The organism is Variovorax sp. LjRoot290, assembly GCF_964253985.1.
Classification (GTDB): domain Bacteria; phylum Pseudomonadota; class Gammaproteobacteria; order Burkholderiales; family Burkholderiaceae_C; genus Variovorax.
This window is the reverse complement of record NZ_CAXURW020000002.1, coordinates 1,099,244-1,121,433: the sequence shown is the minus strand read 5'-3', so window position 1 is coordinate 1,121,433 and position 22,190 is coordinate 1,099,244. Positions and strand designations below refer to the sequence as shown.

The 22,190-nt window shown below is 61.6% G+C and carries 25 protein-coding genes and 1 pseudogene; 21 read left to right on the top strand and 5 right to left on the bottom strand.

Features of this window, described 5'->3' with window-relative positions; all coding sequences use genetic code 11:
• Window positions 1-96: 96 nt before the first annotated feature.
• From ACSQ9A_RS34410 to ACSQ9A_RS34390, 5 genes and pseudogenes are all read left to right on the top strand, one after another.
• A complete protein-coding gene (locus tag ACSQ9A_RS34410; RefSeq protein WP_436307248.1) occupies window positions 97-330 on the top strand; it encodes a hypothetical protein in 234 nt (77 codons plus the stop codon).
• A gap of 21 nt (window positions 331-351) precedes the next feature.
• Window positions 352-762, top strand: coding sequence for a hypothetical protein (locus ACSQ9A_RS34405; protein WP_436307247.1), 411 nt, complete (start codon window positions 352-354; stop codon window positions 760-762).
• 306 nt (window positions 763-1,068) lie between these two features.
• Complete coding sequence (locus ACSQ9A_RS34400; protein ID WP_436307246.1) at window positions 1,069-1,464, top strand: DUF2917 domain-containing protein; 396 nt, start codon at window positions 1,069-1,071, stop codon at window positions 1,462-1,464.
• A 10-nt stretch (window positions 1,465-1,474) separates the two neighbouring features.
• A complete protein-coding gene (locus ACSQ9A_RS34395; RefSeq protein ID WP_436307245.1) occupies window positions 1,475-1,636 on the top strand; it encodes a hypothetical protein in 162 nt (53 codons plus the stop codon).
• Window positions 1,637-1,700: 64 nt separating this feature from the next.
• Window positions 1,701-1,883 (top strand): annotated as a pseudogene (locus tag ACSQ9A_RS34390) (ABC transporter ATP-binding protein); the annotation flags it as partial.
• 59 nt (window positions 1,884-1,942) lie between these two features.
• Here ACSQ9A_RS34390 and ACSQ9A_RS34385 read toward each other — a convergent pair.
• Window positions 1,943-2,290: a hypothetical protein gene (locus ACSQ9A_RS34385; protein ID WP_436307244.1), complete on the bottom strand. Its 348-nt coding sequence runs from the start codon at window positions 2,288-2,290 to the stop codon at window positions 1,943-1,945.
• An 828-nt stretch (window positions 2,291-3,118) separates the two neighbouring features.
• On the opposite strand from ACSQ9A_RS34385, the gene ACSQ9A_RS34380 reads away from it, so the two are divergent.
• The 13 genes from ACSQ9A_RS34380 to ACSQ9A_RS34320 all read left to right on the top strand — a co-directional run bounded on the left by ACSQ9A_RS34380 (window position 3,119) and on the right by ACSQ9A_RS34320 (window position 14,846).
• A complete protein-coding gene (locus ACSQ9A_RS34380; RefSeq protein WP_436307243.1) occupies window positions 3,119-3,346 on the top strand; it encodes a hypothetical protein in 228 nt (75 codons plus the stop codon).
• Window positions 3,347-3,407: 61 nt separating this feature from the next.
• The gene (locus tag ACSQ9A_RS34375) at window positions 3,408-4,166 is read left to right on the top strand and encodes a uracil-DNA glycosylase family protein (RefSeq protein ID WP_436307242.1); all 759 of its coding nucleotides are present in this window, start codon (window positions 3,408-3,410) and stop codon (window positions 4,164-4,166) included.
• 212 nt (window positions 4,167-4,378) lie between these two features.
• Entirely contained in the window at window positions 4,379-5,353 is a 975-nt protein-coding gene (locus tag ACSQ9A_RS34370; RefSeq protein WP_436307241.1) for a DUF2167 domain-containing protein, read from the top strand.
• A gap of 65 nt (window positions 5,354-5,418) precedes the next feature.
• Window positions 5,419-6,283, top strand: a protein-coding gene (locus tag ACSQ9A_RS34365) for an IS5 family transposase (RefSeq protein ID WP_436298215.1) whose coding sequence is annotated in 2 segments (ribosomal slippage) — window positions 5,419-5,837 and window positions 5,836-6,283 — 867 coding nt in all. Because the reading frame shifts where the segments join, the coding sequence is not laid out codon by codon here.
• Between the two features lie 17 nt (window positions 6,284-6,300).
• Window positions 6,301-7,026, top strand: coding sequence for a site-2 protease family protein (locus ACSQ9A_RS34360; RefSeq protein WP_436307240.1), 726 nt, complete (start codon window positions 6,301-6,303; stop codon window positions 7,024-7,026).
• A 108-nt stretch (window positions 7,027-7,134) separates the two neighbouring features.
• The gene (locus ACSQ9A_RS34355; protein ID WP_436307239.1) at window positions 7,135-7,557 is read left to right on the top strand and encodes a GNAT family N-acetyltransferase; all 423 of its coding nucleotides are present in this window, start codon (window positions 7,135-7,137) and stop codon (window positions 7,555-7,557) included.
• 144 nt (window positions 7,558-7,701) lie between these two features.
• The gene (locus tag ACSQ9A_RS34350) at window positions 7,702-9,114 is read left to right on the top strand and encodes a M20/M25/M40 family metallo-hydrolase (RefSeq protein ID WP_436307238.1); all 1,413 of its coding nucleotides are present in this window, start codon (window positions 7,702-7,704) and stop codon (window positions 9,112-9,114) included.
• 285 nt (window positions 9,115-9,399) lie between these two features.
• The gene (locus tag ACSQ9A_RS34345; RefSeq protein ID WP_436307237.1) at window positions 9,400-10,191 is read left to right on the top strand and encodes a GNAT family N-acetyltransferase; all 792 of its coding nucleotides are present in this window, start codon (window positions 9,400-9,402) and stop codon (window positions 10,189-10,191) included.
• A gap of 154 nt (window positions 10,192-10,345) precedes the next feature.
• Window positions 10,346-10,741, top strand: coding sequence for an IS66-like element accessory protein TnpA (gene tnpA, locus ACSQ9A_RS34340; protein ID WP_436306687.1), 396 nt, complete (start codon window positions 10,346-10,348; stop codon window positions 10,739-10,741).
• Window positions 10,738-11,076, top strand: coding sequence for an IS66 family insertion sequence element accessory protein TnpB (gene tnpB / locus ACSQ9A_RS34335; protein ID WP_436306686.1), 339 nt, complete (start codon window positions 10,738-10,740; stop codon window positions 11,074-11,076). Before tnpA ends, tnpB begins: the two co-directional genes overlap by 4 nt.
• Before the next feature lie 76 nt (window positions 11,077-11,152).
• Complete coding sequence (tnpC, locus tag ACSQ9A_RS34330) at window positions 11,153-12,754, top strand: IS66 family transposase (RefSeq protein WP_436306685.1); 1,602 nt, start codon at window positions 11,153-11,155, stop codon at window positions 12,752-12,754.
• A 931-nt stretch (window positions 12,755-13,685) separates the two neighbouring features.
• Window positions 13,686-14,138, top strand: coding sequence for a hypothetical protein (locus tag ACSQ9A_RS34325; RefSeq protein WP_093110950.1), 453 nt, complete (start codon window positions 13,686-13,688; stop codon window positions 14,136-14,138).
• 102 nt (window positions 14,139-14,240) lie between these two features.
• Complete coding sequence (locus ACSQ9A_RS34320) at window positions 14,241-14,846, top strand: class I SAM-dependent methyltransferase (protein WP_436307236.1); 606 nt, start codon at window positions 14,241-14,243, stop codon at window positions 14,844-14,846.
• Between the two features lie 729 nt (window positions 14,847-15,575).
• Here ACSQ9A_RS34320 and ACSQ9A_RS34315 read toward each other — a convergent pair.
• The 3 genes from ACSQ9A_RS34315 to ACSQ9A_RS34305 all read right to left on the bottom strand — a co-directional run bounded on the left by ACSQ9A_RS34315 (window position 15,576) and on the right by ACSQ9A_RS34305 (window position 17,512).
• Entirely contained in the window at window positions 15,576-16,388 is an 813-nt protein-coding gene (locus tag ACSQ9A_RS34315) for a class I SAM-dependent methyltransferase (protein WP_436307235.1), read from the bottom strand.
• 432 nt (window positions 16,389-16,820) lie between these two features.
• Window positions 16,821-17,246 carry a type II toxin-antitoxin system PemK/MazF family toxin gene (locus ACSQ9A_RS34310; RefSeq protein WP_093110896.1) on the bottom strand — a complete coding sequence of 142 codons (426 nt, stop codon included), beginning with the start codon at window positions 17,244-17,246 and terminating at the stop codon, window positions 16,821-16,823.
• Complete coding sequence (locus ACSQ9A_RS34305; protein ID WP_436307234.1) at window positions 17,243-17,512, bottom strand: hypothetical protein; 270 nt, start codon at window positions 17,510-17,512, stop codon at window positions 17,243-17,245. The genes ACSQ9A_RS34310 and ACSQ9A_RS34305 overlap by 4 nt, the downstream gene beginning before the upstream one ends.
• Window positions 17,513-17,669: 157 nt before the next feature.
• On the opposite strand from ACSQ9A_RS34305, the gene ACSQ9A_RS34300 reads away from it, so the two are divergent.
• On the top strand, window positions 17,670-17,921 hold the full coding sequence (locus tag ACSQ9A_RS34300) for a hypothetical protein (protein WP_436307233.1): 252 nt from the start codon (window positions 17,670-17,672) through the stop codon (window positions 17,919-17,921).
• A 59-nt stretch (window positions 17,922-17,980) separates the two neighbouring features.
• Window positions 17,981-18,568 carry a nucleotidyltransferase family protein gene (locus tag ACSQ9A_RS34295; protein WP_436307232.1) on the top strand — a complete coding sequence of 196 codons (588 nt, stop codon included), beginning with the start codon at window positions 17,981-17,983 and terminating at the stop codon, window positions 18,566-18,568.
• A 67-nt stretch (window positions 18,569-18,635) separates the two neighbouring features.
• On the opposite strand, the gene ACSQ9A_RS34290 is transcribed toward ACSQ9A_RS34295, so the two are convergent.
• A complete protein-coding gene (locus ACSQ9A_RS34290; protein ID WP_436307231.1) occupies window positions 18,636-20,021 on the bottom strand; it encodes a Fic family protein in 1,386 nt (461 codons plus the stop codon).
• Between the two features lie 697 nt (window positions 20,022-20,718).
• Here ACSQ9A_RS34290 and ACSQ9A_RS34285 point away from each other — a divergent pair.
• Window positions 20,719-21,618, top strand: a complete 900-nt coding sequence (locus ACSQ9A_RS34285) for an alpha/beta hydrolase (protein ID WP_436307230.1) — start codon at window positions 20,719-20,721, stop codon at window positions 21,616-21,618.
• The last annotated feature ends 572 nt before the right edge of the window (window positions 21,619-22,190 follow it).

The following is a 22,190-nucleotide window of genomic DNA, read 5'->3' as shown; positions in this document are numbered from 1 at the left end:
ACGATTGGCGAACGATGGCTCGGTACTGTCTGGCAGCTTCACCGTTGAAGCCCCTCGAGCCAGCATGGCTCGCAACATCTTACCGAGGAGAGCGGCATGTCGAAGCTGCGTGCAGTCATCATTCCTGTCTTTTTGAGCGGCGTACTCGGGTGGGTGGGCTATGCCGCGCTCCACGTGCCCCCGGTGCGCGCGGAAGTCCCGGCAACGGAGACGGCTGCGGGCCGGTCGGACGGGGAAGATCTGTTCCAGGCCTATATCACCTGGGTCGCTGCAGCGCATGTCCATGCCGCCCTGCACGGCGAGGATGCGCAACTGCCGAGCCAGTTCTAGGCATTGAATGACGATACAGACATGAAGGCGATGTGGATCATCCAAGTCATCGGCGGCTTCGCTGCGGGGGCGATCGTGTCCGGCGCGCTCGTGGCGTTCGCGATGAACAGGCCGCCCCAGAATGATGCAGCGACTCTGAACCCGGCACGGGCAGCCGCGGCGGCGCCGCCCCTTCCCATGGGCCAGTCCTGGCTCGATCTTCTGCGCAACGAAGCGGCGAGCGGGGACGATCTTTCGAACCGGGAGCTCGCCACGGCCTTGATCGACAGGTACGACCTGAGCGGCGACCCTGACGAGCTCTACGAGGCCATGGTCTGGGTCGATAGGCGCTGGGACCTGTCCGGCAATGCGGAGCTGTCTCAGCGCATCGTCGCCAACTACTGCGGGCAGCGCGTGGTGCGTTGGCACTGGCTCTGCCTCCTCGGCGAGTGAACTTTGCGCAGCGAGTCATGCACCGGCTGTGGATCGCCCTGTTGCTGGCCGGCTTCCTGGCCATCGGGCCGGCCCGCGCCGACGGCGAGTGTCTCCCCTAAATCGCATCATGAAGGGCAGTGGCACAGGGGCGGAAAGCTGCAAGCGAATACCGGGATCGCAGGATGTGGCGCGCAGCCCGGCCGCTACTCTTGCTCCGATGACGAACAGAGTGCCGCATGAACGTAACCGCACGCTATCGAACGCCCTGCATGTGCTAGAGGCAAGCCCCGCTGAACCACCCAATCCGCCACGAAGGAATCGACCATGCTTGCCAACCTGGATCTCATCGACTGCACGGAACCGCCGAACATCATCGTCCCGCGTGGAGGCATGATTTGCCTCAACAACGTGCGCGGCATGAAGCTGCGGGTTATGCGTGCATCAGTGTGGGTCACTCAAGATGCTGCCAGCGAAGACGTCAATCTGAACGCCGGCGAGTCGTTCTGCATCACTCGCAGCGGCCGGACGCTTGCGAACGCATGCCAATACGCTCCGTTGACGTTGGTGATGCTTGAGCCGCCGGTCGCCATCGAGCCGAAACTGAGTGAGCGCCTGCGCCGGCTCTTCGCACGCATGAAGGCAAGCCGCCGCGGCTGCGATCAAGGCCAACGCGGTGAAGCCGGCCAGCGCGAGCACCGGCCACAGCCCGTTCGACTGTAGCTCTGGCTGATTGAATACCAACGCGGGCGTATCCGTGCTCGAAGGTCTCGCGGTGATGCGCGCCCGCATCCTCCGTTTTTGGGCGCTGGTGCAAATCCCGCCCCGGTTAGGCAAATCAGCGCTCGACTGGGTAGAGAACATTAGTACCATCCCCGCTGTCGCCAAGCAGTGAGCCATCAGAAGCCCCGCCTACCGGACGATACGATAGGGGTCATAGAGGGCGCGTCTGTGCCTCGGGCCGCGTCATCCGCATGCTGGCCGACCGTGGCGACATGGCCAACCTGCTGGTGGAGCAGTACTACGACTTTGCGCAGGGACCGGCCGACGATTACCTGGTCATGGAGCGCCGCGAGCTCATCGCACGCGGCCGGGGCAAGGACATGGAAGCCAACGGTGTGCGGCAGTTGATAGCGATTTAGCCATTCGTTCGCCCCAGGAGGTTCCAGGAGGAAGCCCGGTCGAATCCTTGACCGCCTTGCTATTTGGCGGTGGGTTCGGGAACCGCCGCGGTTGTGGGCGCGTATTCAGGCCAGTGGAGCGTGACTTCCTGATCGGACAAATAGCGGCACTTCTCTTTCGCGGATTCCAGAAAGAGCCGTTGTGCAGTGCCGAGTTTGGGCGACCGGCTGTTGTAGCAATGCTCCGCATCGCACATGATTCCATTCATTTCCCCTCCCGCCGCAGTTGTCATTGTCGGACAAAAATAGACGCTGCCATCGTTGAATTCGAGAGCGAGCGCATGCTGGTGGACGAGAGCGGCGAAGCCAAGGAATGCAGCGGTCAAGAGCCTTCTTGGGCCGGCAGAATGATGGCGAGAAAAATTCATGGCTTGTTCCTTCCTGTGGGTTGGTTTGATCATCGATGAAGCTGGCCGAAGTTACTGCGCCATCGTTCGCCAATCGTTCGCAAGCTGACGCTACCCCGATGGGAGCGAGATGACTGGCAAGAACCTGAATCGGCCTGCACGGCCCGCCAATCACGGTCTCCGGATCGGCTTGCTGGGCAGCTTCGCGTGCAACTTCGGCGGACGTCCCGTGGCGGGCATCTCTTACGACAAATTGCGTGCGCTACTCGCTTTTCCCGCTTTGATCAGCGGCATTCCACACCTCGACGCTTATCGCTGCGTGGATCTGCGCCGCTCGAGGCATTGCTGCGCCACTTCACGAACATCGAACTCGTCCTGCTTGGGCATGCGCATCACACCTGTTGCGGCGATGGGGCAGGGACGGTGGTGTGCGCCTGCCCGAGCAGCACGACCGAGATCGCGCTGCAGTTCATGCCTGATGCACTCTCAATCGTCTTACCGCGAGGCCGCTGCCTACTCAACCAACCAGTCGCGTCGTTGAACTGTTGCCGCATCACTGCCAGCCGGGGTCAGCAATCTGATCTGCGTCCGCAGTCAAGACGGGATGACCGAGCGCTTGCGAAAGCCCGGCCGCAGCGCTCAACTGATGGTAGATCTCATCAAATTTGGGGATCTAAGCGAATGACAGCTTTTGGCCGTTATGAATAGATGTTCATAACGGCCAACAGCGGCCAGTCGTTTCCGGTCCCGATGCAGGCCGAAAGCTGACACTTAGCTCCAGCGCCGCGCTTTCCATCGCACGGATTGAGGGTCCGAACTGAACCGCTCATGCGGCAGAATCGGCTGCCCATGAAAAGTTTTGCCCTGTTCGACCGCGTATCGGTTTCGCCGCTTGGCGGATGGAAAAGCACCTTTCGTGGAGTAGTCGTGAGCGAGCCTGAGCCTGTTGATACGGTGAGGGGACCGGAGTACTTCTACTGGGTGGAGTTCGACGAGCCTCAACAAGCCATCGACGGGGCGGACACGTATCGCAAAGCGCAGATTCTGAGCTGCTATCTTGACAGGGAATGGCCGTAAGGGTCTCAGTTCGGCCACAGCCGGACGTACGATTCTGCGAGTATCCGCTGAGGCGACGGCCATGAGCAACCCAAAACGTCACACGCATCCCGCAGAGCTGCTTTGGGCTGAGCAAGCCCTTGCAGTCGACTATCCGGCGGGTGTCTTGCCCGTCGCGGAGCCTATTCGTGGCACCGCCTTTTTCCCCGGGGGCCACGGTCTTTGGAACCCAAATCTGGGCGAGACGATGCCCGAGTTTCCGCTTGGGGGCACGATGATTCTTGGGCACGACTTTCACTCTGAGTTTGGCTACCGCGATTCGTTGCGGAGAGGCTCAGAAAGCGAATTGCAGCCAACTTGGCGCAACCTGCTCGCGGTGCTCGCCGCGGCCGAAATAGAGCCGAGCGACTGTTTCTTCACAAACGTGTTCATGGGCCTTCGTGCCGGCGCAGCGACCACCGGGACATTCCCCGGCGCCCGCGACCCGGAATTCGTCGCGTATTGCCGTCGCTTTCTTGTGCGGCAGCTTGAGGTCCAACGACCATCGCTCATCGTGACGCTTGGCATTCATTCGCCGGTGATGCTCGCACCGCTCTCCCATGACCTCACGTCGTGGGGCGAGGGAATGGGCCTAAAGCACCTTGACCGGGTCGGGCCTGTTCGGCCTAACGTCCGCATTTCAGCGCTTCCCGACTTTCAAACGGTGGTAGTTGCGCTTGTCCACCCGAGCATGCGCCACGCTTGCGTTCGACATCGACGCTACGGCGAGTTCGCCGGAGCTGAAGCTGAACGTAGGATGCTGCGAGATGCGCTGTCGCATGCACGGGCTGCGAACACTTGAGTCAGCCGTGAGCGCCTCGAATCGGCCAAATGCGGACCTTCGCAGGCACCCGGAACTTGTAAGTGCGCATCGCGCACACCGCTTTAGCGCCAGTGCCATCCCATTGACACCACGAAAACGTGTCCAAATCCGCCCAGAAATTCACAATCTCCACCTGCGGCCGCTCGGTAGACTCTCAGATGGGAAAAATCAAAAACAACTGAGGAGTGAGCATGATTTGTCGCTTTGCCCGCGTCGCCGCGGGAATCCTGATCGCGTGGTCCGCCGTTGCCGGCGCCGGCGCTGCACCCAACACCACTTCGGCCAATTCACTCGAAGCTGAGCGCCAGGCTGCTTTCGCTGCCGCGCAGGCCGCCAAGCAGCTCGGGCCGGTCGATGTTCCTGTACGCGACCAAGCATATCTGAGGTTGCCCGCCGGGTATGTCTGGATTCCGAATCCTGCTGCGACACAGTTGTTGGCAGCGATGGGAAATCGCGTTGGCGACGGGTTCGTTGGGGCGATCGTTCCCGCAAGCGATGCGCCTTGGTTCGCTGTCGTGAACGTCGTCAAGGAGGGCTACATCAAGGACGACGACGCCAAGGATTGGAATGCCGACGATCTGCTGAAGAGCCTGAAGGAGGGAACTGCGGCAGCGAACGAAGAACGCACCAAGCGCGGCATAGCGGCCATGGACGTCGTCGGCTGGGCGCAGAAGCCGCACTACGACGCGTCGAGCCATCGCCTCGTGTGGTCCGCTCTCACGATCGACAAGGGCGCTCCGGCGGGCGAGCAAGGCGTCAACTACAACACGTACGCACTGGGACGCGATGGATACATCAGCCTGAACCTGGTGACCGACGCGAAGGCCATCGAGACATACAAGCCAGACGCACTCAGGCTGCTTTCAGCGCTCGAGTACAACGACGGCAAGAAGTACGCGGACTTCAACAGCTCAACAGACAAGGTCGCGGCCTACGGTCTCGCGGCGCTGGTGGCGGGGGCGGCGGCGAAGAAGTTTGGCCTGTTCGCAATACTTCTCGCTTTCATCGCGAAGTTTGCAAAGGTCGGCGTTCTTGCAGCTGCCGCCGCTGCGTGGGGCGCGACCAAGATTTTTAAGAAGAAGACAAACGTTCCTGCCACGACGGCACAGCTCCCTGAGGATGCGACTGCTCCGATCAGCAACAACCCGACATCTCCTAGGGGCTAAGAGCTTATCCGTAAATAGTAAACTACGCCTCCGAGCCGCATTGAGCGCGGTGTCGGAGCGAGACGATGACGGCAAAGCGAGTCGAGTCCTGGGTGGTGACGGATGAGTTCTGGCAGCGGGTCGAACCGCTGATTCCGGCGCGCGCCGCATTGCCGAAGAAGGCGTACGTTCGAAGTCCTGGCGCAGGACGACCGCCGAAGCCTGCGCGGCAGGTGTTCGAGGCCATCGTGTACGTGCTGCGCACGGGGTGCCAGTGGAAAGCATTGCCCAAGGAACGCTTCGGCAGCGCCAGCGCCATCCACAAGCGCTTTCTCGAGTGGGAGAGGGCAGGCTTCTTCGAGGCACTGTGGAAGGCAGGGCTGGCGGAGTATGACCAGATGCAAGGCATCGCCTGGCGATGGCAGAGCGTTGACGGGGCGATGTTCAAGGCTCCCTTGGCGCAAGAATCTGTCGGACCGAACCCGACGGACCGGGGGAAAAAAGGGGAGCAAGCGCCACCTGCTGGTGGACGGCCGTGGCGTCCCGTTGTCGTTCATCGTGACCGGGGCCAACGTGAATGACGGCAAGCGAATCGATGAGGTCCTCAGCGCCATCGTGGTCGAGCGCGAGCGGACGCCAATTCGACGCAGCAAACACCTGTGCGCAGATGCCGGCTACCGAAGCGCGGAGGCCCTTCACATCATTGAGTCGCACGGCTATATCCCTCATGTCGTGGACCGTAGGCAAGAGACTGAGGCCAAACGGCGCCAGCCGTGGAAGAAGGCTCGCCGTTGGGTGGTCGAGGTATGCCACAGTTGGTTCAACCGCTTCCGCAAGCTGTTGGTGCGCTACGAGAAGCTCGAACGCAGCTTCCTCGCACTGAATCATCTTGCCGCCGCAATCATTGCCTACCGAAAGGTGCCGCTGGCGGTGAATATTATTTACGGATAACTTCTAAGCCTCCGGCAATGAAGCTGGTTCTCCTGCTGCTGACGGCGGGCAAGTTCAGCAAGATGCTGCTCACCGGCGGCTCGATGCTGCTGTCGGTCGTTGCATACGCTCTCATCTTCGGCTGGCGGTACGCCGTCGGCTTCGTGGGACTCATCTTCGTCCACGAGATGGGCCACTACCTTGCCGCGCGCCAGCGCGGACTCGATGTTGGGCTGCCAACTTTCATCCCGTTCGTGGGCGCCTGGATCGAGCTGAAGGATCAGCCGCACGACGTCGAGACGGAGGCATGGGTCGGTTTTTCCGGGCCGCTGTTGGGTAGCCTGGCCGCGCTCGGCTGTTATTTCGCTGCACGCGAAGGGGGCAGCACCTTGTTGCTTGCGCTGGCATACGCGGGGTTCTTCATCAACCTCTTCAACCTGATTCCCATCTCTCCGCTGGATGGTGGTCGGATCACCGCAGTTCTTACGCCGCGCGTGTGGCTAGTCGGAGTTCCCGTTCTGGTAGCGGTCTTTCTCTGGCGACCGAGTCCGCTGCTCATTCTCGTCGCCGTGCTCGCGGCGCCCCAGGTGATCCGCGCCTGGAAATACGATCCGGAGGATCCTGCTAACCAGGCGTACTACGCGGTCACGGCCGAGACCCGTTTGACCTACTGCGTCTACTATCTGGGCCTTCTGGCGTTTCTCGCGGTCATGGCTCATGACACTCACGAGATGTTGGGCGCAGTCCGTAGTCTGCGTGGCTAGCCCAAGTCGATCTGATCGGTCTGGATTCTTGCGTACCCGGTAACGGCCAGGAGCCGACTTTGAAGGCCGGGCAGAATCGGCCGCCTCCGCAACATCGTGAGCCTCTCAATGACAGCCTGGACCATCATCGAAGCGACACAAGAGGAGGTGAGGTCGGGCGAGCTCGGTCGACGGCTGCGCCACTTCAACTACGGTTTCGTGGGCGAGTATCCCGAATCGCAACCGGTGTGGCTCAGCGCCAGGGATGAAGAAGGTCGAATGGTCGGAGGGCTTCGCGGATACGTCTTCCTGTACTGGCTCCACATCGACGTGCTTTGGGTCGACGAGGCGGTCAGGGCTACCGGGCTTGGCAGCAAACTGCTTGAGCAGGCCGAGGCGAAGGCGAAGACCTTGGGCGCGCACGGCGCCAAGCTCGACACGTTTGAGTGGCAGGCCCCCGACTTCTATGCGAGGCGCGGCTACCATGAGTTTGGCCGCATCGACAACCACACCAATGGGTTCTACCTAGCGTTCATGATGAAGAAGCTTTGAGGACCCAGGGCAGAATGCGCGGCCACGAGCACGCGTCAGCCAGGCGTTTCTGGCCCATTGCAAGCAGCCAAATATACTGAGCGGAGCCTCGCCGCATCGGCTTTGGCGGGGCATGAAGATCGTCCGATACGGAGGCCCATTTTGGTGAATAACAAGTTACTACATTGCGCCGCGGCGGCACTGCTGTGCGTCACTTCCTGGGCTGGCGCCCAAACAGAAGCGCAGACGCCGCCGCTGACACCCGAGCAGCAGCGTTTCCACGACATCTACAAGGAACTCGTCGAGATCAACACGACCCATCTGACGGGCAGCAACACCGAGGCGGCGCAGGCCATGCGCAAGCACCTATTGGATGCGGGCTTCAAGGCCGACGAGATTCAACTCTTCGAGCCCTACCCCAATAAGGGCAATCTGGTCGTTCGCTACAAGGGCACGGGCGGGAAGAAGCCGCTCCTGCTGTTGGCCCACCTCGACGTGGTCGAGGCTCGCCGTCAGGACTGGAAGACGGATCCGTTCAAGCTCAAGGAAGACGACGGTTATTTCACCGCGCGCGGCGCATCGGATGACAAGGCCATGGCGGCTTCGTTCGTCTCTATCCTGGGCCAACTCAAGCGCGAGGGGTTCAAGCCCAATCGCGACATCGTGCTGGCGCTCACGGCAGACGAGGAACTCGGTGACGTGCCCACCAACGGTGTTTTCTGGCTCGTGAACAACCAGCGCGCGCTGCTCGACGCGGAGTTCGGTATCAACGAGGGCGGCGGCGGCCAGCTCAACAACGGCAAGCCCGTGCTGCACCGCATGCAGGTAGCCGAGAAGATGTACACGACCTATAAGCTCGAGGTGCGCGATGTCGGCGGCCACAGCTCCTTGCCTACTCCCGCCAACCCGATCTACGAGCTCAGCGCATCACTGGATCGACTCGGTGCGTTCCGCTTCCCCGTGAAACTGGCCGACGTCACGCGCAGCTACTTCGAAAAAAGCGCCCAGTTCGAAACCGGTCAGATGGGTCAGGACATGCGCGCGGTCGCGTCTGGAACGCCGGACGAGGCCGCGATCGATCGCCTGTCGCGCTCAGCGCTGTACAACGCCACCCTGCGCACCACCTGCGTGGCGACGCAACTCGTGGCCGGCCATGCGGAGAACGCGCTGCCGCAGTCGGCAAAAGCGACGGTGAACTGCCGCATCCTGCCGCACGACGATCCCGCTGAGGTTGATGCCACTCTGCGCAAGGTACTGGGCAGCAGTCGCATCAAGATTGAAACAAGCAATCCGCCGCTCAAGAGTCCGCCGTCGCCGCTGCGCGCCGACGTGCTGGAAGTCGTCGATTCCATCACTCAACAGATGTGGCCCGGCATCCCGGTGGTCCCGACGATGAGCACGGGCGCAACCGACAGCCGCTTCATGCGCAACGTCGGCATCCCGATGTACGGCGTTTCCGGCATCTTCTCGGAGCCCAGCGACGCTCGCGCCCACGGCCTGGACGAGCGCGTTGCTATTCCGCGGCTCTATGATGGCCGCGAGTTCATGTACCGGATGGTTAAGCAGCTTTCTCAGTAGTTCGCCATCGGGCGGGCCCGACCCCGGCGCATGAAGCATGGGGTGCGGGTAGTGCTTCTTAGTAGGCGCATGCTGGGTGCGGCTCGCGCCGCACCCCTCAGCGGACACAGGGGATCGAAGAAGGAAACTCCGCGAGCCATCGCGCCCACTCGATCACCGATGCTTTCGGCTGCCACGTGAGAAATAGATCTCTTTTCGCGTAGTCATGCAAGACGAGACCCGTGAGCAAGGGCCGAACGCGGCCAGAAGCGGCCTTCAACTGACCAACTCAATCGCAACGCAACAATGCTCGAACTGAAGCCTTCGGAGTTTCATCGCGTCGCTTCCCTTTTTGACAATCTTCCGTACGGTCCCAGCATCCCCAACTCGGTCATTGCCGGTGTCGGGCATGGCAGGGTGTTCGCGAACTACCCGACACGGCCGACGGCAGCCCTTGTCTACAACAACGGCGCCTGCACGCTCGGCGGGACCGCCGGTGACGTTGTCTTCGCCGAGCAGGTCTGTCAATGGCTGCTCGAATACCACGGCTCGGACTACTTTATCCTCTATGCCTTCCCTGATGCATGGGAAGCAGTGCTGGACAGCATCCTCGGGAGCGCCGCTAAGAAGCGACGGCGTCTTGACTTCGATTTCAATCGTTCAAGATTTGCTCGGATTGAGGGCTGGAAGAGCACTGTTCCGACGGGCTATGAACTCCTTCGCATTGATGAACAGTTGATGCAGCGAATACGCGACGTTGCCAATCCCTACAGCCGCAGCTATTGGAAATCAGCTGCCGATTTCGTTCAGCACGGCGTCGGCTTCTGCGCCCTACATCAAGATGTCATCGTCAGCATGTGCTACACGGCCTTCGCTTGGCATGGTCATCACGACATCGACATCTTGACCGCTGAGGGTCATCGCCGTAAAGGGCTTGGCACGGTAGCGGCGTGCGCCTTCATCGATCACTGTTTGAACCATGACCTGGTCCCAAATTGGGATTGCTGGACCAACAACCAGCCCTCGGTGGTTCTTGCTGAGAAGCTAGGCTTTGAGGCGCGGGTGGAGGTTCCGACCTACCATGGGGTGCGTCCCTGACACAACCAGACGTCCAACTCGAAGGCAGAATTTGGCATGCAATCGAAGCAGCTTCTCGCGCGGAACATCGAGGTAAGCGGCCAGTCGGCCCACCTTGAGACTGTCCCTTGAGCCGGAGACGATGCTGTCCATCTAAGTTAGCTGGACATCATCGATGCACGTCAACCCGAAGCAGCGGCGCCGTCACAGCGCAGAGTTCAAGGCGCAGGTCCTCGCTGCCTGCGCAGAGCCGGGGGCATCTGTCGCAGCAGTCGCGCTGTCGTACAAGTTGAACGACAACCTGGTGCATCAATGGCGCCGCGGACGCGGGGCGAGTCCAGTGCCATCGTCAACATCGACAACGGTTGCCGAGTCGGCCCCCCAGTTCATCGCGCTGTCATTGCCCTTGTCACCACCGACCTCAGCTCCGGCGCCAGCGCCAGCGATTGCTGCTGTCGCTGTCGAGGCGATCCTTCTTGAGTTCAAGCGTGGTGCGCTCGGTGTGAGCGTGACATGGCCGGTCTCGGCCGCCGCCGACTGCGCAGCGTGGCTGCGCGAGGTGTTGCGATGATCCGCATTGACGCGCTGTGGCTGTGCACGAAGCCAGTAGACATGCGCGCTGGCGCCGAGCGCCTGCTCGCGCACGTGGTCCATGCACTCGGCAGCGCGAACGCCCACCACGGCTACATGTTTGCCAATACGCGGGCCACGCGCATCAAGATGCTCGTGCACGACGGATTCGGCGTGTGGTGCGCTGCGAGAAGGTTGAACGTTGGGCGCTTCGTGTGGCCACGCGAGATCGATGCGACCAAGCCGATCGCGCTGACGCAAGCCCAGTTCGACGCACTCGTGGTCGGGCTGCCCTGGCAGCGTTTGCCCGAGATGAGCGCGATCACGCGACTCTGACGATTAGCTCGCGAGAGGTGCGTTGACAGCGCATCCCCGAGTGGCGGCGGGCCGCTGGAATCTGCATGATTCACGCATGCAAGAGTTGCACGACCTCAAGGACGAAGACCTGCAAGGTCTGGCTCCCGAGGCCATCGCCGCACTCGCGCAGCAGATGCTTCAGCGCCTGCGCCGCCAGGACAGCGAGATCAAGTTCAAGGACGCCAAGATCGAGAAGATCACCTTCCAGCTCGCACGGCTGAAGGCCTGGAAGTTCGGCGCGAAGACCGAGGCGATGAGCGCCGAGCAGCGCCGGCTCTTCGAGGAGACGCTGGCCGAGGACGAGGCCAGCTTGCAAGCGCAGCTGGCGCGAGCCAGGGGCGCGCCGGCGACACCGCCAGCGGCGGGCGACAACCAACGCAAGCCACATCGTCGACGGCTGCCCGATCACTTGCGCCGAGAGGAGCACCACCACGAGCCCGAGAACACGATTTGCCCGAGCCCGGGGTGCGGCAAGCCGATGGTGCGCGTGGGCGAGGACATCAGCGAGCGCCTGGACATCGTGCCAGCGGAGTTCTTCGTGCACCGGCACATCTACGGCAAGTGGGCCTGCCGCTGCTGCCAATGTCTGGTGCAGGAGGCAGTTGCACCGCAGATCATCGACGGCGGCATGCCGGCGGCCGGCCTGATCGCGCACACGATGGTCAGCCACTTCGTGGACCATCTGCCGTACTACCGGATGGAGTCCATCAACGCACGCTCGAACGTGCACACGCCGCGCTCCACGCTGGCGAGTTGGTCCGGGCAAGGCGGTGCGGCGCTCATGCCGTTGTACGACGCGCACAAGCGCTTCGTGCTGTCGGCACAGGTGCTGCATGCCGACGAGACCCCGGTGGCCATGCTCGATCCGGGCCGGGGCAAGACCAAACGGGCCTATGTCTGGACCTATGCGCGCGGCGCCTTCGATGCGGTGCCGGGGGTGATCTACGACTTCTGTGTCGGGCGGGGTGCGCAGTACCCCGTGGCCTTCCTCGGTCCGGAGGATGACGGGCGAGGCGCACCGGCGTGGCGCGGCACGCTGGTGCGTGATGAATACACTGCCTATGACAAGGTGATGATCGCCCAGCCCGGACGCATTCCTGCAGGATGTCTCGCGCACGCCAGACGCAAGTTCGACGAGCTGCTGCGCGACGGGGGCAGGAGCGCGGTCGCGGATGAGGCGTTGCGACGCATCGCGCAGATCTACCGGCTCGAGCGTGAGCTGGCCGCCTTGACGGCCGAAGAGCGACTGGCCAGAAGGCAAACGGACGCCAGGCCGCTGTGGGAGAAGTTGCAAGCCTGGTTGCGCCTTGAGCGAAGCCGCGTGCCTGACGGCAGCTCGACGGCCAAGGCGCTGAACTACAGCCTGAACGCCTGGACGGCGCTGACGCAAAACCTGCTGGATGGCGACGTGAACGTCGACAATAACCATTGCGAGAATCAAATCCGTCCATGGGCTCTTGGCAGGCGAGCATGGTTGTTCGCCGGCAGCGAACTGGCTGGTCAACGTGCTGCGGTCGTGATGAGTCTGGTGCAGTCGGCCAAGTTGCATGGCCACGATCCGTGGACCTACCTCAAGGACGTGCTCACGCGGCTGCCGACACATCTGAACAGCCGCATCGATGAACTGCTCCCACACAACTGGCAGCCCGCAGGCTGATCAGCACAGCGCATACCGGGCTTCGCCAACTGCCGTCAAGGTGGGACGGCGAGCCGCTTACACATCGAGTTCGGCAACGCCGGCGATATGGACACCCATGAAACCGGCTGGTTTGTCGGATTCAGCGACTGCACCAAGGGGGCATCAAGCCACCTCCGCCACGTGCCTGCCGACGAACCTGCCGCTGGGCTGTGCGTCAAGTGGTTCTCTCATCCGGCAGGCAATCCGAACGGCGAGTTCAAGCCGCTGAGCGACGGGAGGACGATGTCAGTCTTGGTGAGCCCGACCAGCGAGTTCAGGATTGAGTTCTCGGTAACCGCCGACTTCGCGTCACAGGATGTCATGGCGCACACCTTGCGCCGCCATGGTGACTTTGTCATATGGGGCCCAGGCCTCTTCCACCGCGCCTTTGGAGTCCAGCCGGCATGCATACTCACCGTCCGCTGGTCTCCGCCGCGATAGACGGCAGGCGGCCAGAAGGAGACGGTCGACCTTAGCATTCCGAAGCGCGTGCGCACTGACAGCGTGACGAGCAACAATCGACCAGAAACCAATCTCACAAAGGTTTCACTAAGCTCAGGACCATCGGATGGACCGCAAAGCTCAAATCTATTGCCCTCACTGCAAGTTCAGACCACGAGCTGAAGACCGGTGGTTCTGCGTACCAAGCTGCGGAACTGCCTGGAATACGTTTTGGACGCGGGGCGTTTGCCCGGGCTGCAGCGTTAGATGGCCCCAAACGCAATGCCTCCAGTGCGACATCTATTCGCCGCACGAGGACTGGTATCACTACCCGGAGCCTGACGAGGTCTGTGAAGACAGCGAAGCGCTGCAGGAGGCTGGCCTATAGGTGAGGGTCCTGGCGCGGCGGCGAAGCGCATGCGCACCGGCATCTAGGCCGACAACAATCGGCCAATAGGAGACCTTCAAGATGTCCCTCGAATCGACGCTAAAAATACTCACGGCGATGGGCGCAGTGGTTGCCTTCTGTTGGGGCGCATACCAGTTCCTCCTTACACAACGCGGCCAAGCTGAAACGCGAAGAGTCGAGGCCACAAGGCCGTTTCTTGACAGACAACTGAAGCTTTACACAGATGCCACTCAGGCTGCTTCGACGATGGCAACATCAAAATCACCGGAGGAGGTAGCCGCAGCGAGGAGCAGATTCCTCCTGCTGTTTTGGGGAGAACTTGTGATGGTGGAAGACCGCCACGTCGAATCGGCGATGGTGGAGTTCAGGGACGCGCTCAACGCAGGCAAGAAGGGACCAGAGCTCGAACAATTGTCGCTGCGGCTCGCGCGCGCATGTCGTGATTCCTTGGCCGAATCATGGGGCGTCAAGCAGTGGCAAGACCCGCACAACGCGCCAGAGCCCGGAAAGTAAGTCAGAATCCGGGCCACAAGCTGCCGTTCGGGGCCGCCACAGCCGGAAGGTCCGGCCTTTGTCTGCCTAGTAACATTGCAGCGCCTGACGAGTAGTGTGAATATGCAATCAGCCGGTGCCGCCACCTTCGACGAAGCCTATTACCAGCGCTACTACTTCGACAAGAAGACCAAAGTGGTGGACCCCCAGCATGTCGAGCGGTTGGGCGCGTTTGTCTGCGCCTACCTGCGATACCTGCGCGTGCCCATAAGGCGAGTGTTGGACGTGGGTTGCGGCATCGGGCTCTGGCGTGACATCGTGGCGCGGCAATTCCCCTTGGCCAGTTACCACGGAGTGGAGTTCAGCGAATACCTGTGCGGGCGCTACGGGTGGGAGCGCGGCTCGGTGGTGGATTACCAAGTCAGGAAGCCCTTTGACTTCGTCATCTGCCAGGGCGTGCTGCCTTATCTCAGCCCGCCAGATGTGAAGCGCGCTCTGCGCAACCTGAGCCTACTGTGTCAGGGCGCCCTGTATGTGGAGGCCGTGACGCGCGAGGACTACGCGCGCGACATCGTGGATGAGGACGTGACCGACCCGCACATCTTTCGCCACCGCGCCGAGGTGTACCGGCACGGGCTGTCGCGGCATTTTCAGGAGGTGGGCGGCGGCGTGTGGCTGAGCCGGCAAGCCGAGGTGCCACTGTTCTCACTGGAGTACGTAGCAGAGTGACGTCTCCCCCCGGAAAGCCCTCCAGGCAAAAGTGCGACTGTGTCGGGCCGCTTGGCGAGCGGGCGCCGTCCGCAACGGTTACCTTGAGTCCACTCACGCGAACCAAGAGGCAACAGTGTGGTTGATGCCACCGGCAACGACGACGATATTGTGTCTAGTCACTGATTCCTGGCCATCCGTACGTCTGCAATGGGCCCGAAGCTCCGAAGACAGCAACCGGCTACAGTCGGCCAAAACCGGAAGTTCGTCGTTGCCGCACAACTGTCGCAGCATGTATTCCGTGTGAGCGCGTGCGTACTAAAGCTCAAGAAATCCCCGAGAAGTACATCGAGGATGCTTGGTATCGTGGCGGCTGACGGCCGAGGCTGTGTGAAAACTCCGTTGAGTCATGTTTTCAGGGGTCCTTGACCCCTTGGCTCATCAGAAAAAATGCAACCTGGGTCCATCTGAGAGGTCGACTTTCGGAGCGATGTCGACCGCATTGAGTTTTCACACAGCCTCGGCCAGTTCCAGTCGCTGGCCACAGGCGGCTTCCTGGCATCTCACTAGGCCATAGTTGCCGCGATGAAGCACCTGCGTCGACTGCTTGCCCCGAGAACACAAGCTCGGGGAATTTCGTCTTGGCGGGCTGCTTTCTGGTGCGCACGGGCAAAGGCACACAGCGCCTCGGATGCCCGCACTTACCGCAAATGCCGGTCGGGCCTGCAACAGCCTTGCGCCGGGACTCCGCTATCCCGCCGCCACGATCACATGCGCCTGAATCTTGCCGGCCACCGGGCCTTCGCCACGGCGGCTGGCGATCGCCTCCGTCGCGCGGTCCGTAGCGAGCTGAAGCAAGCTGGCGTCGCGCGCCTCGATTTCGTTGCGCAGCGGCGTTCCCTGGCAATAGGCGGTGGCAACGTCGCGTGCCGAGGACGCGCGACTCACCTTCTCGTGCGTCTCGATCTCGATGTCGGTGAACCCTGCGCGGCTCAATTCCTCGCGGATCAGTGCGACATCGTGATAGCCGTGCGGCGTGCGGGCGAGGAATCGCGGAGGGTCGTGCGGAAACACCGCGGCGACGGCGTTGGTGACGTCGTCGGCAAAGGCGTTCTCTTCGATGCGGTCCCAGACATTGAAGACAAATCGCCCGCCTGGCCTCAGCACGCGACGCGCCTCGGCGTAGCCGGCGACCCGGTCGGGGAAAAACATCGCGCCGAACTGACAGCAAACGACGTCGAACGAGGCATCTTCGAACGGCAGGTCGAGCGCGTCCGCCTGTCGCCATTCGATACGGCTATCGGACCCCTGCCGGGTGGCGGCATAGTCGAGCATGGGTTGGTTGAGGTCGGTCACCACGTAGCGCGCGTCGGCGCTGAGCTTTGGCGCAAGCGCCCGCGTGACCACGCCACTGCCGGCCGCAGTTTCAAGCACCGAACCGGGCGAGGAGGCAGCGACAAGCTCCGCCAGGTCGGCGGCATAGGCCTCGAAGATCAGGGGAACCATCAGCGTGTCGTAGAACTTCGGGATCGAGCCCGCGAACACCTTGTCGCTCTCAGCCATGGGATCTCCTTGAAAGCTCTGCACGTCGCCTTGACCCCTCATTTCAGAGCGGGTCAGGCCTCTCCAACGAGCCCGCTGCCTAGTTGGGCATTGGTGACGATGCGCTATGGTGGCCGCGCATGCCACCCTCGTCAACGTCGTCCTGCGGTCTTCTCCATCATGCTTGCCGGCTACTTTTGCCGGACATTCCCGCCCGAGTAAGGCGCCTCAGGCGCGTTCAGCCCAGGGATTCAGGGCGAATGGCTGCTGACTGGCGTCGAACGAATGCTTGCGTGGCAGCGCTGTCGCGGTGATGCTGCGAATGGCCGCTGTCGGGCGAGCAATCTCAGCCGCCGTATGGTCGAGATGGGCCCGAAGCTCTGATCCAGCGACCGGCTACAGTCGGCCACTAGCCGTCATTCGATGACAGGGCCGAAAGATGCAATAGACATCTCAGAAGCTCTTGGGTTGATTCCTGGCTTCCATGATTGCTGATTGAAGCTTGCGCTTCACTATGGCATCCTGAAGGTCAAGCCGCCCGCGCCGAGGGTATCTTGGCGTCTTGCCGGGCGCGGGCGCGAACCAGGCGTCATCAAAGGAAAGCCGGTGATGATTGACCAGGTCAAACTTGGTTGCCTTGGTTAAGCCCGTTTTTGCGCTGGCCTCAATGACGAACTCTCCCGGGTACACCGCTGTGGTGTTCTGGGATGTGGCGTATGCGACTACCACAACAGAACCGGCCGGGTCATCGGTCGCCTCTTCGACTTGAAGCACTAAGGCCGGGCGGTTCTTGGGGCCTGGCACGCCCATTTCCTGCGGAAAGCTGCACTCAACAATGTCGCCGAGTTTGGGCCGCGGTTTCCAGTAGTTCCTGCTCACAGCAGCGAGTCGATGACCTTACCTCTCCTTTTTGGTTCGGCCTTCGCGATGGCTTGGTGCTGTGTCTTGGTGAGTGGCATCAATTTCTCCGTGTCCTGTTCGACGAAAACCTCGTCTCGCAGTCTAGCGAGTGCGTACAGGACGGTTTGGGTTTCATTGAAGCCCAATTTTTTGGCCAGCGCCCGCAGCGCGTCTCTCGACACGGTAGTCAGCGTGTCGTCTTTGAAATTCAGCTTAAGTGGCTGACGGCTGGTGGTGGCAGGCATGGCGGCTCCGCGGATGGGTCTCGTGTATGTATATTGTACATATCGCGTAGCTATATTGCAAGCTGACGTGCAACGCTGTTCATAAGGCGACCGAGGCGCCGAACAGTTGGGTGACCTTGCGCCGGCGCTTGAGCATGGGTGGGTCGACGGAATAGTGATGAGCGCCTTCGACAAGCACATCACATCAAATGAGAGGCTGGAAGCCTTCCTGCCACGAATGGCAAAGACGAATTCGTACCTACGTTCGGCCGTTGTTCCAGGGGACGTGGTGATGGTCGGAAAGGTTCGCGCCAGCAAGGAATTCTTGCTGCCGGAGATTGAGCGACTGGAAGACCTTTTCCTGCGCCCTCAGGTACTCTCCGAGCCATGGGAGATATTCACAGTACCGACGGGTTGGCGAGCCGCATGACAGGCAGCAGCCGGCCAAAAGTCGACGGTCGCGCACAGCTTCTGCCTTCGCCACAAACCATGAAGCTCCACTCTCAGCCTGAACTCGAGGCAAGGCTTGTCGCCATGGTGCGCTCGTCGAACAGCTTGATGGCTGCATTAAGGGTGGTGCGCTCGCTTGGTTTGAACTGTTGGTGCATCGGCGCCGGCGCCGTGCGTTCGCTCGTGTGGGACGCGCTCCATGGCTATGAACGGCCTTCAGCGATTGAAGACGTCGACGTCGTCTACTTCGACGACGCGGCCGGCGGTCCAGGGCAGGATGCGGACTTTGAACGTCGCCTCCGCGAGGCTATGCCGGCGTTGCGTTGGGAGGTCACGAACCAAGCCACCGTCCACGTCTGGTTCGCCAACAATTTCGGGCAGGTGGTACCGCCGGTTCGGACCCTCGAAGAAGGCGTGGCCACCTGGCCGGAGTTCGCCACATGTGTGGGCGTCAACCTGGATGATGAGGAAACGATTGGGGTCGTGGCTCCGCACGGGCTCGAGGACCTATTCGGACTGCTCGTTCGACACAACCCGCTCAGAGCGAGCGCCGCTACCTATCGGCAGCGAGTGCAATCAAAGCGGTTCGGCGAGCGATGGCCGTTGCTTTCGATAGACGCATACTGAAGGCAGAATTCGGCCAACAGCAGTCGTTCGGGTCGACGTGACCGGCAGCCATGCCTTACCTAAACGGCTACTCTCGAGGGCGCCCTTCGTCAATCCAAGCCTGAGTTTCCTTGATGCCAAGCCGGTAACGCGCACAGTTGAAAGCCGCAAGCGCATTCAGTTCCTGCGCAAGCAACTGCTGGAACTTCGAAGCATCCTCGTCGGGTAGCCCCACACCGGCAAGCGCTTCCGCCACAGGCTTACGGCCTCTAACCACCAGGCCCACCGCTTCGTTAAGCGCCTCGCGATACTTTACGCGGAATGGGTCCGGCGAACCCATGGACTCCCGCACCACCTTGTACTTGGCTTGGGAGCGCCGATAGGTCCAATCGAAGAGGTCCACTGCCATTGAGACGTCACAGCACTCATAAACGCCCATCATGGCCAGTGCGTAATCTTCTCGGTCGACGTCCAGGAACGACAGAGGTGCCTGGTTGTAGAGCATCAGCGGGATATTGGCTGCAAGCCGACTCACTCGTTTGTTCCCGTCTTCGAAGGGCTGCAGATACGCCAGGTTGACCCAGAGGAAAAAGGCCGCCTCCATAGGATTTTTGATGAGTTGAGCCATCGAGATGATGCGCTCGAACATCTCCTTTAGCAGCGCTGGAACCTGGGTGGGAACGTAAGTGGTGCCGCTGATATTGACCACTTTTTCGCGAATAGCCCCGAGCGAAGCCACATCCGCTAGAAGATCTTGCATTAGCACCGAGTGCAGATTGCGAACGAGTCCTGCACTGAGTCCCTGGGTCGGGACGGCATCTACAAGGAACTCGATGGCAGCCTTGTGATTGAGCAGCATGACCGCGTCACTGTCCGTGGCAGCCGCTCCACTCTTGAACAGCTCCTCGGTGTCCAGCAGGGTGTAGCGGTTGCCCTCGAGATGAGATGACGACCATGACAGGTCGATCAGCAGTTGCTCCAGGACCTTGCGGACATACGTGCCCGCCGGCAGTTGCCCCGGGTGGCGACCGAGCGCAGCCAGCTCTTCGGCGAGCTCGCGCGGCAGCAGGAAAGTCTCGTTGGGCTTGTATTCGTCGACGAACTCGCGGCGGTACGTCACCGGCAAGCGGGACGCCAGCGGCAATGCCAGTCGCTGTCTGAGTGCCACGCTCGCCGTGCGCCAAGTCGGAGCAACGCGGCGTCGGGCTTCTACGAGAGGTGGCTGAGCTGCAGTCTTGCCAACCGCAACAGGGGTTCCCGTTGCCGGTAGGCGATACCGGGTAGCACGAGCCTTGCCCGTGACCTCGATTCGCTGATCCGCCACAAGCCTTGACAGCATGCGCTTGACGGCAGGCAGGCTCGAGCCTGCGGCTTCAACCAGTTGGGCAGAAGAGACGCGCTCGTGGCCTGCAGACGCGAGAGCGGCCATGGCTCTTAGCAATGCATCGGATGTCAGTCGGTGGTCGTAAGGCATGAATCGGCTCGATGTGGTGAGCTGATTGTATCGAATCGAGCCCATTTCGCCGAGTATCGGCTCGATATTTGAGCCAATTCCGAATAAATCGAGCTGATATTGTTGAGCCGATTCTCGGGCTTGAAAGCCCTCTGGGCTAGGGCTAGAGGCTGTCCCGAACTCGGTCTGCGCTTGGCCTCTCGATGAAGCCGAGCGAGCGCAGCCTTCTACCAACTCTTTGCGAAAAGCGGCTACTGCACGCGTTTCGCTTTTGCTTGTATGCGAAGGAGCAGTCCTCGTGAGCGAGGCGCCTGAGGGGCGAAAATCGGCCAAAGGAGCGGTCGGTCGGGCGTCCGCCCGCTACGACCGGTCTAGACTGCAAGCTGTCCTTCGTGTGCGGCGAGTGACGGGCAGCCCACGACCCGATCCTGACGCTGACGCGTCTGATCGCAGAGCCGCAAGGCTGCCGTTTGCGCGACTCCGTGGAGCGGACGCTTCTTCGACGCCGGGGCCGAAACCCAGTTCACCCCCTGCCCTGGGGGCCGCATGAAACGTCGAACGTTCTTGGCCAGAGGTGCAGTCCCGGCGCGATGACGTCGCCTTTTCCAGTCTCCGCCGCTCATCACTTGAGTCACACCTGGCGAGGCCAAGGCTTGTCCATAATCAGGTGCGTGTTTTAAGCTGCCTTGAGGCCTGTCGTGCTGAAAGAGGTGTTCCGATGAATGAGCTTGAACGACTGGAAGCCATGCTTCGTGCGCAGCCGGCGTCCCTCACCATTGAGCAACGTCGGGCAGCGTCCGACACTCTGGGAGATCTCTTCCCGCTGGCAGCGGATGTCTGTGTGGAACAGGTGGAGGCGCACGGCGTTCAAGCTGAATGGACGTCCACGCCTGTCGCGAGCACCAGCGAAGTCATCCTCTATCTTCACAGCGGGGGATATGTTTGGGGCTCGCTGAAGAGCCATCGGCACCTCGTGAGCGAGTTGGGCCGCACGGCGACGATGAGAACGCTCGCCCTCGACTACAGGCGTGCCCCTGAGTTCCCGTTTCCGCATGCCCTGGAAGATGCGGTCAGCGGATACAGATTCCTCCTGGATTCCGGCTTCAAACCTCGTCAGATCGCGGTCGCCGGCGATAGCGCGGGAGCGGGCCTGGCCGTGGCCTTGCTGGTCCGACTGAAAGAACTGGGCATGCAGCAGCCAGCCTGCGCACTGCTTCTCTCGCCCTGGGCCGACATGACAGCGACTGCGGACAGCTACAGCCGCAACGCGAAGCGAGATCCGGTCCTCAACCGCGAGATCATGCAGTTTTTGGCCGAGCAGTACCTTGGAGAGCGGTCACGAGAGACACCTCTCGCGTCGCCGGTTTTCGCCGATCTGAGCGGCATCGCCCCTCTCACGATCTTCGTGGGGGCCACGGAGGCCTTGCTGGATGACGCGGTCGCACTCACCCGCGCGGCGGGTCTCGCCGATGTGAGCGTGCGGCTGGAGATTTGGCCAAAGATGTTCCACGTCTGGCCCACCTACCATCAGGTGTTGGCGCAAGGCAGGCAAGGTGTCGCCAGAGCTGGAAGGCTGCTGCGTGAAGCCGTGGAAGCGGCTTCGAGCGGCGAAGGCTGATGCATCGGTACAGCGAGATGATCGCTTCTCAGACTGCGGGCCTGCTGCATGCGCCATCGCTGTTTGGCTACGCATGCGTGGGAGGCAACGGTTCAATGCACCGTTGGCTCACCGTGTGTGTCGCCGCGCGCCGGTCGTGTCGACCTTTGGGCCAGCGCACGCAACGCGAGTCCGACCGTCATTGACGAGCCCGACAGGTGACCGTCGCGACCGGCAGGTCTTGGCCGCCAGTTCCACTTCACCGGCCGCGGTCGAAGGTCAGCTTCGCTGCATACTTGTCGTTCGGCGCCCGACGTCGACGAACCGCAACGAGCCCCAAGTGACCGTTCCCAAAGAAGGGGCGCGCCGATAAATGGGGTTTGCCAGTGTGCTTCGCGCGCATGCAGCATGAGGTGCAAGGTGTGCGCACCCTGCACGGATAGAAGTTCGTCCGAGCACTGGCTCGAACGCTCGCCACACCCCGACCTCGGATCAGGATGCATCACCGGTGCCACGCCACCGTCCCGTCCACTCAGCAACACCCGGGGGCCGCCATGAAATACCGCTTCTCATCGATGCGATGCTAAAAAAGA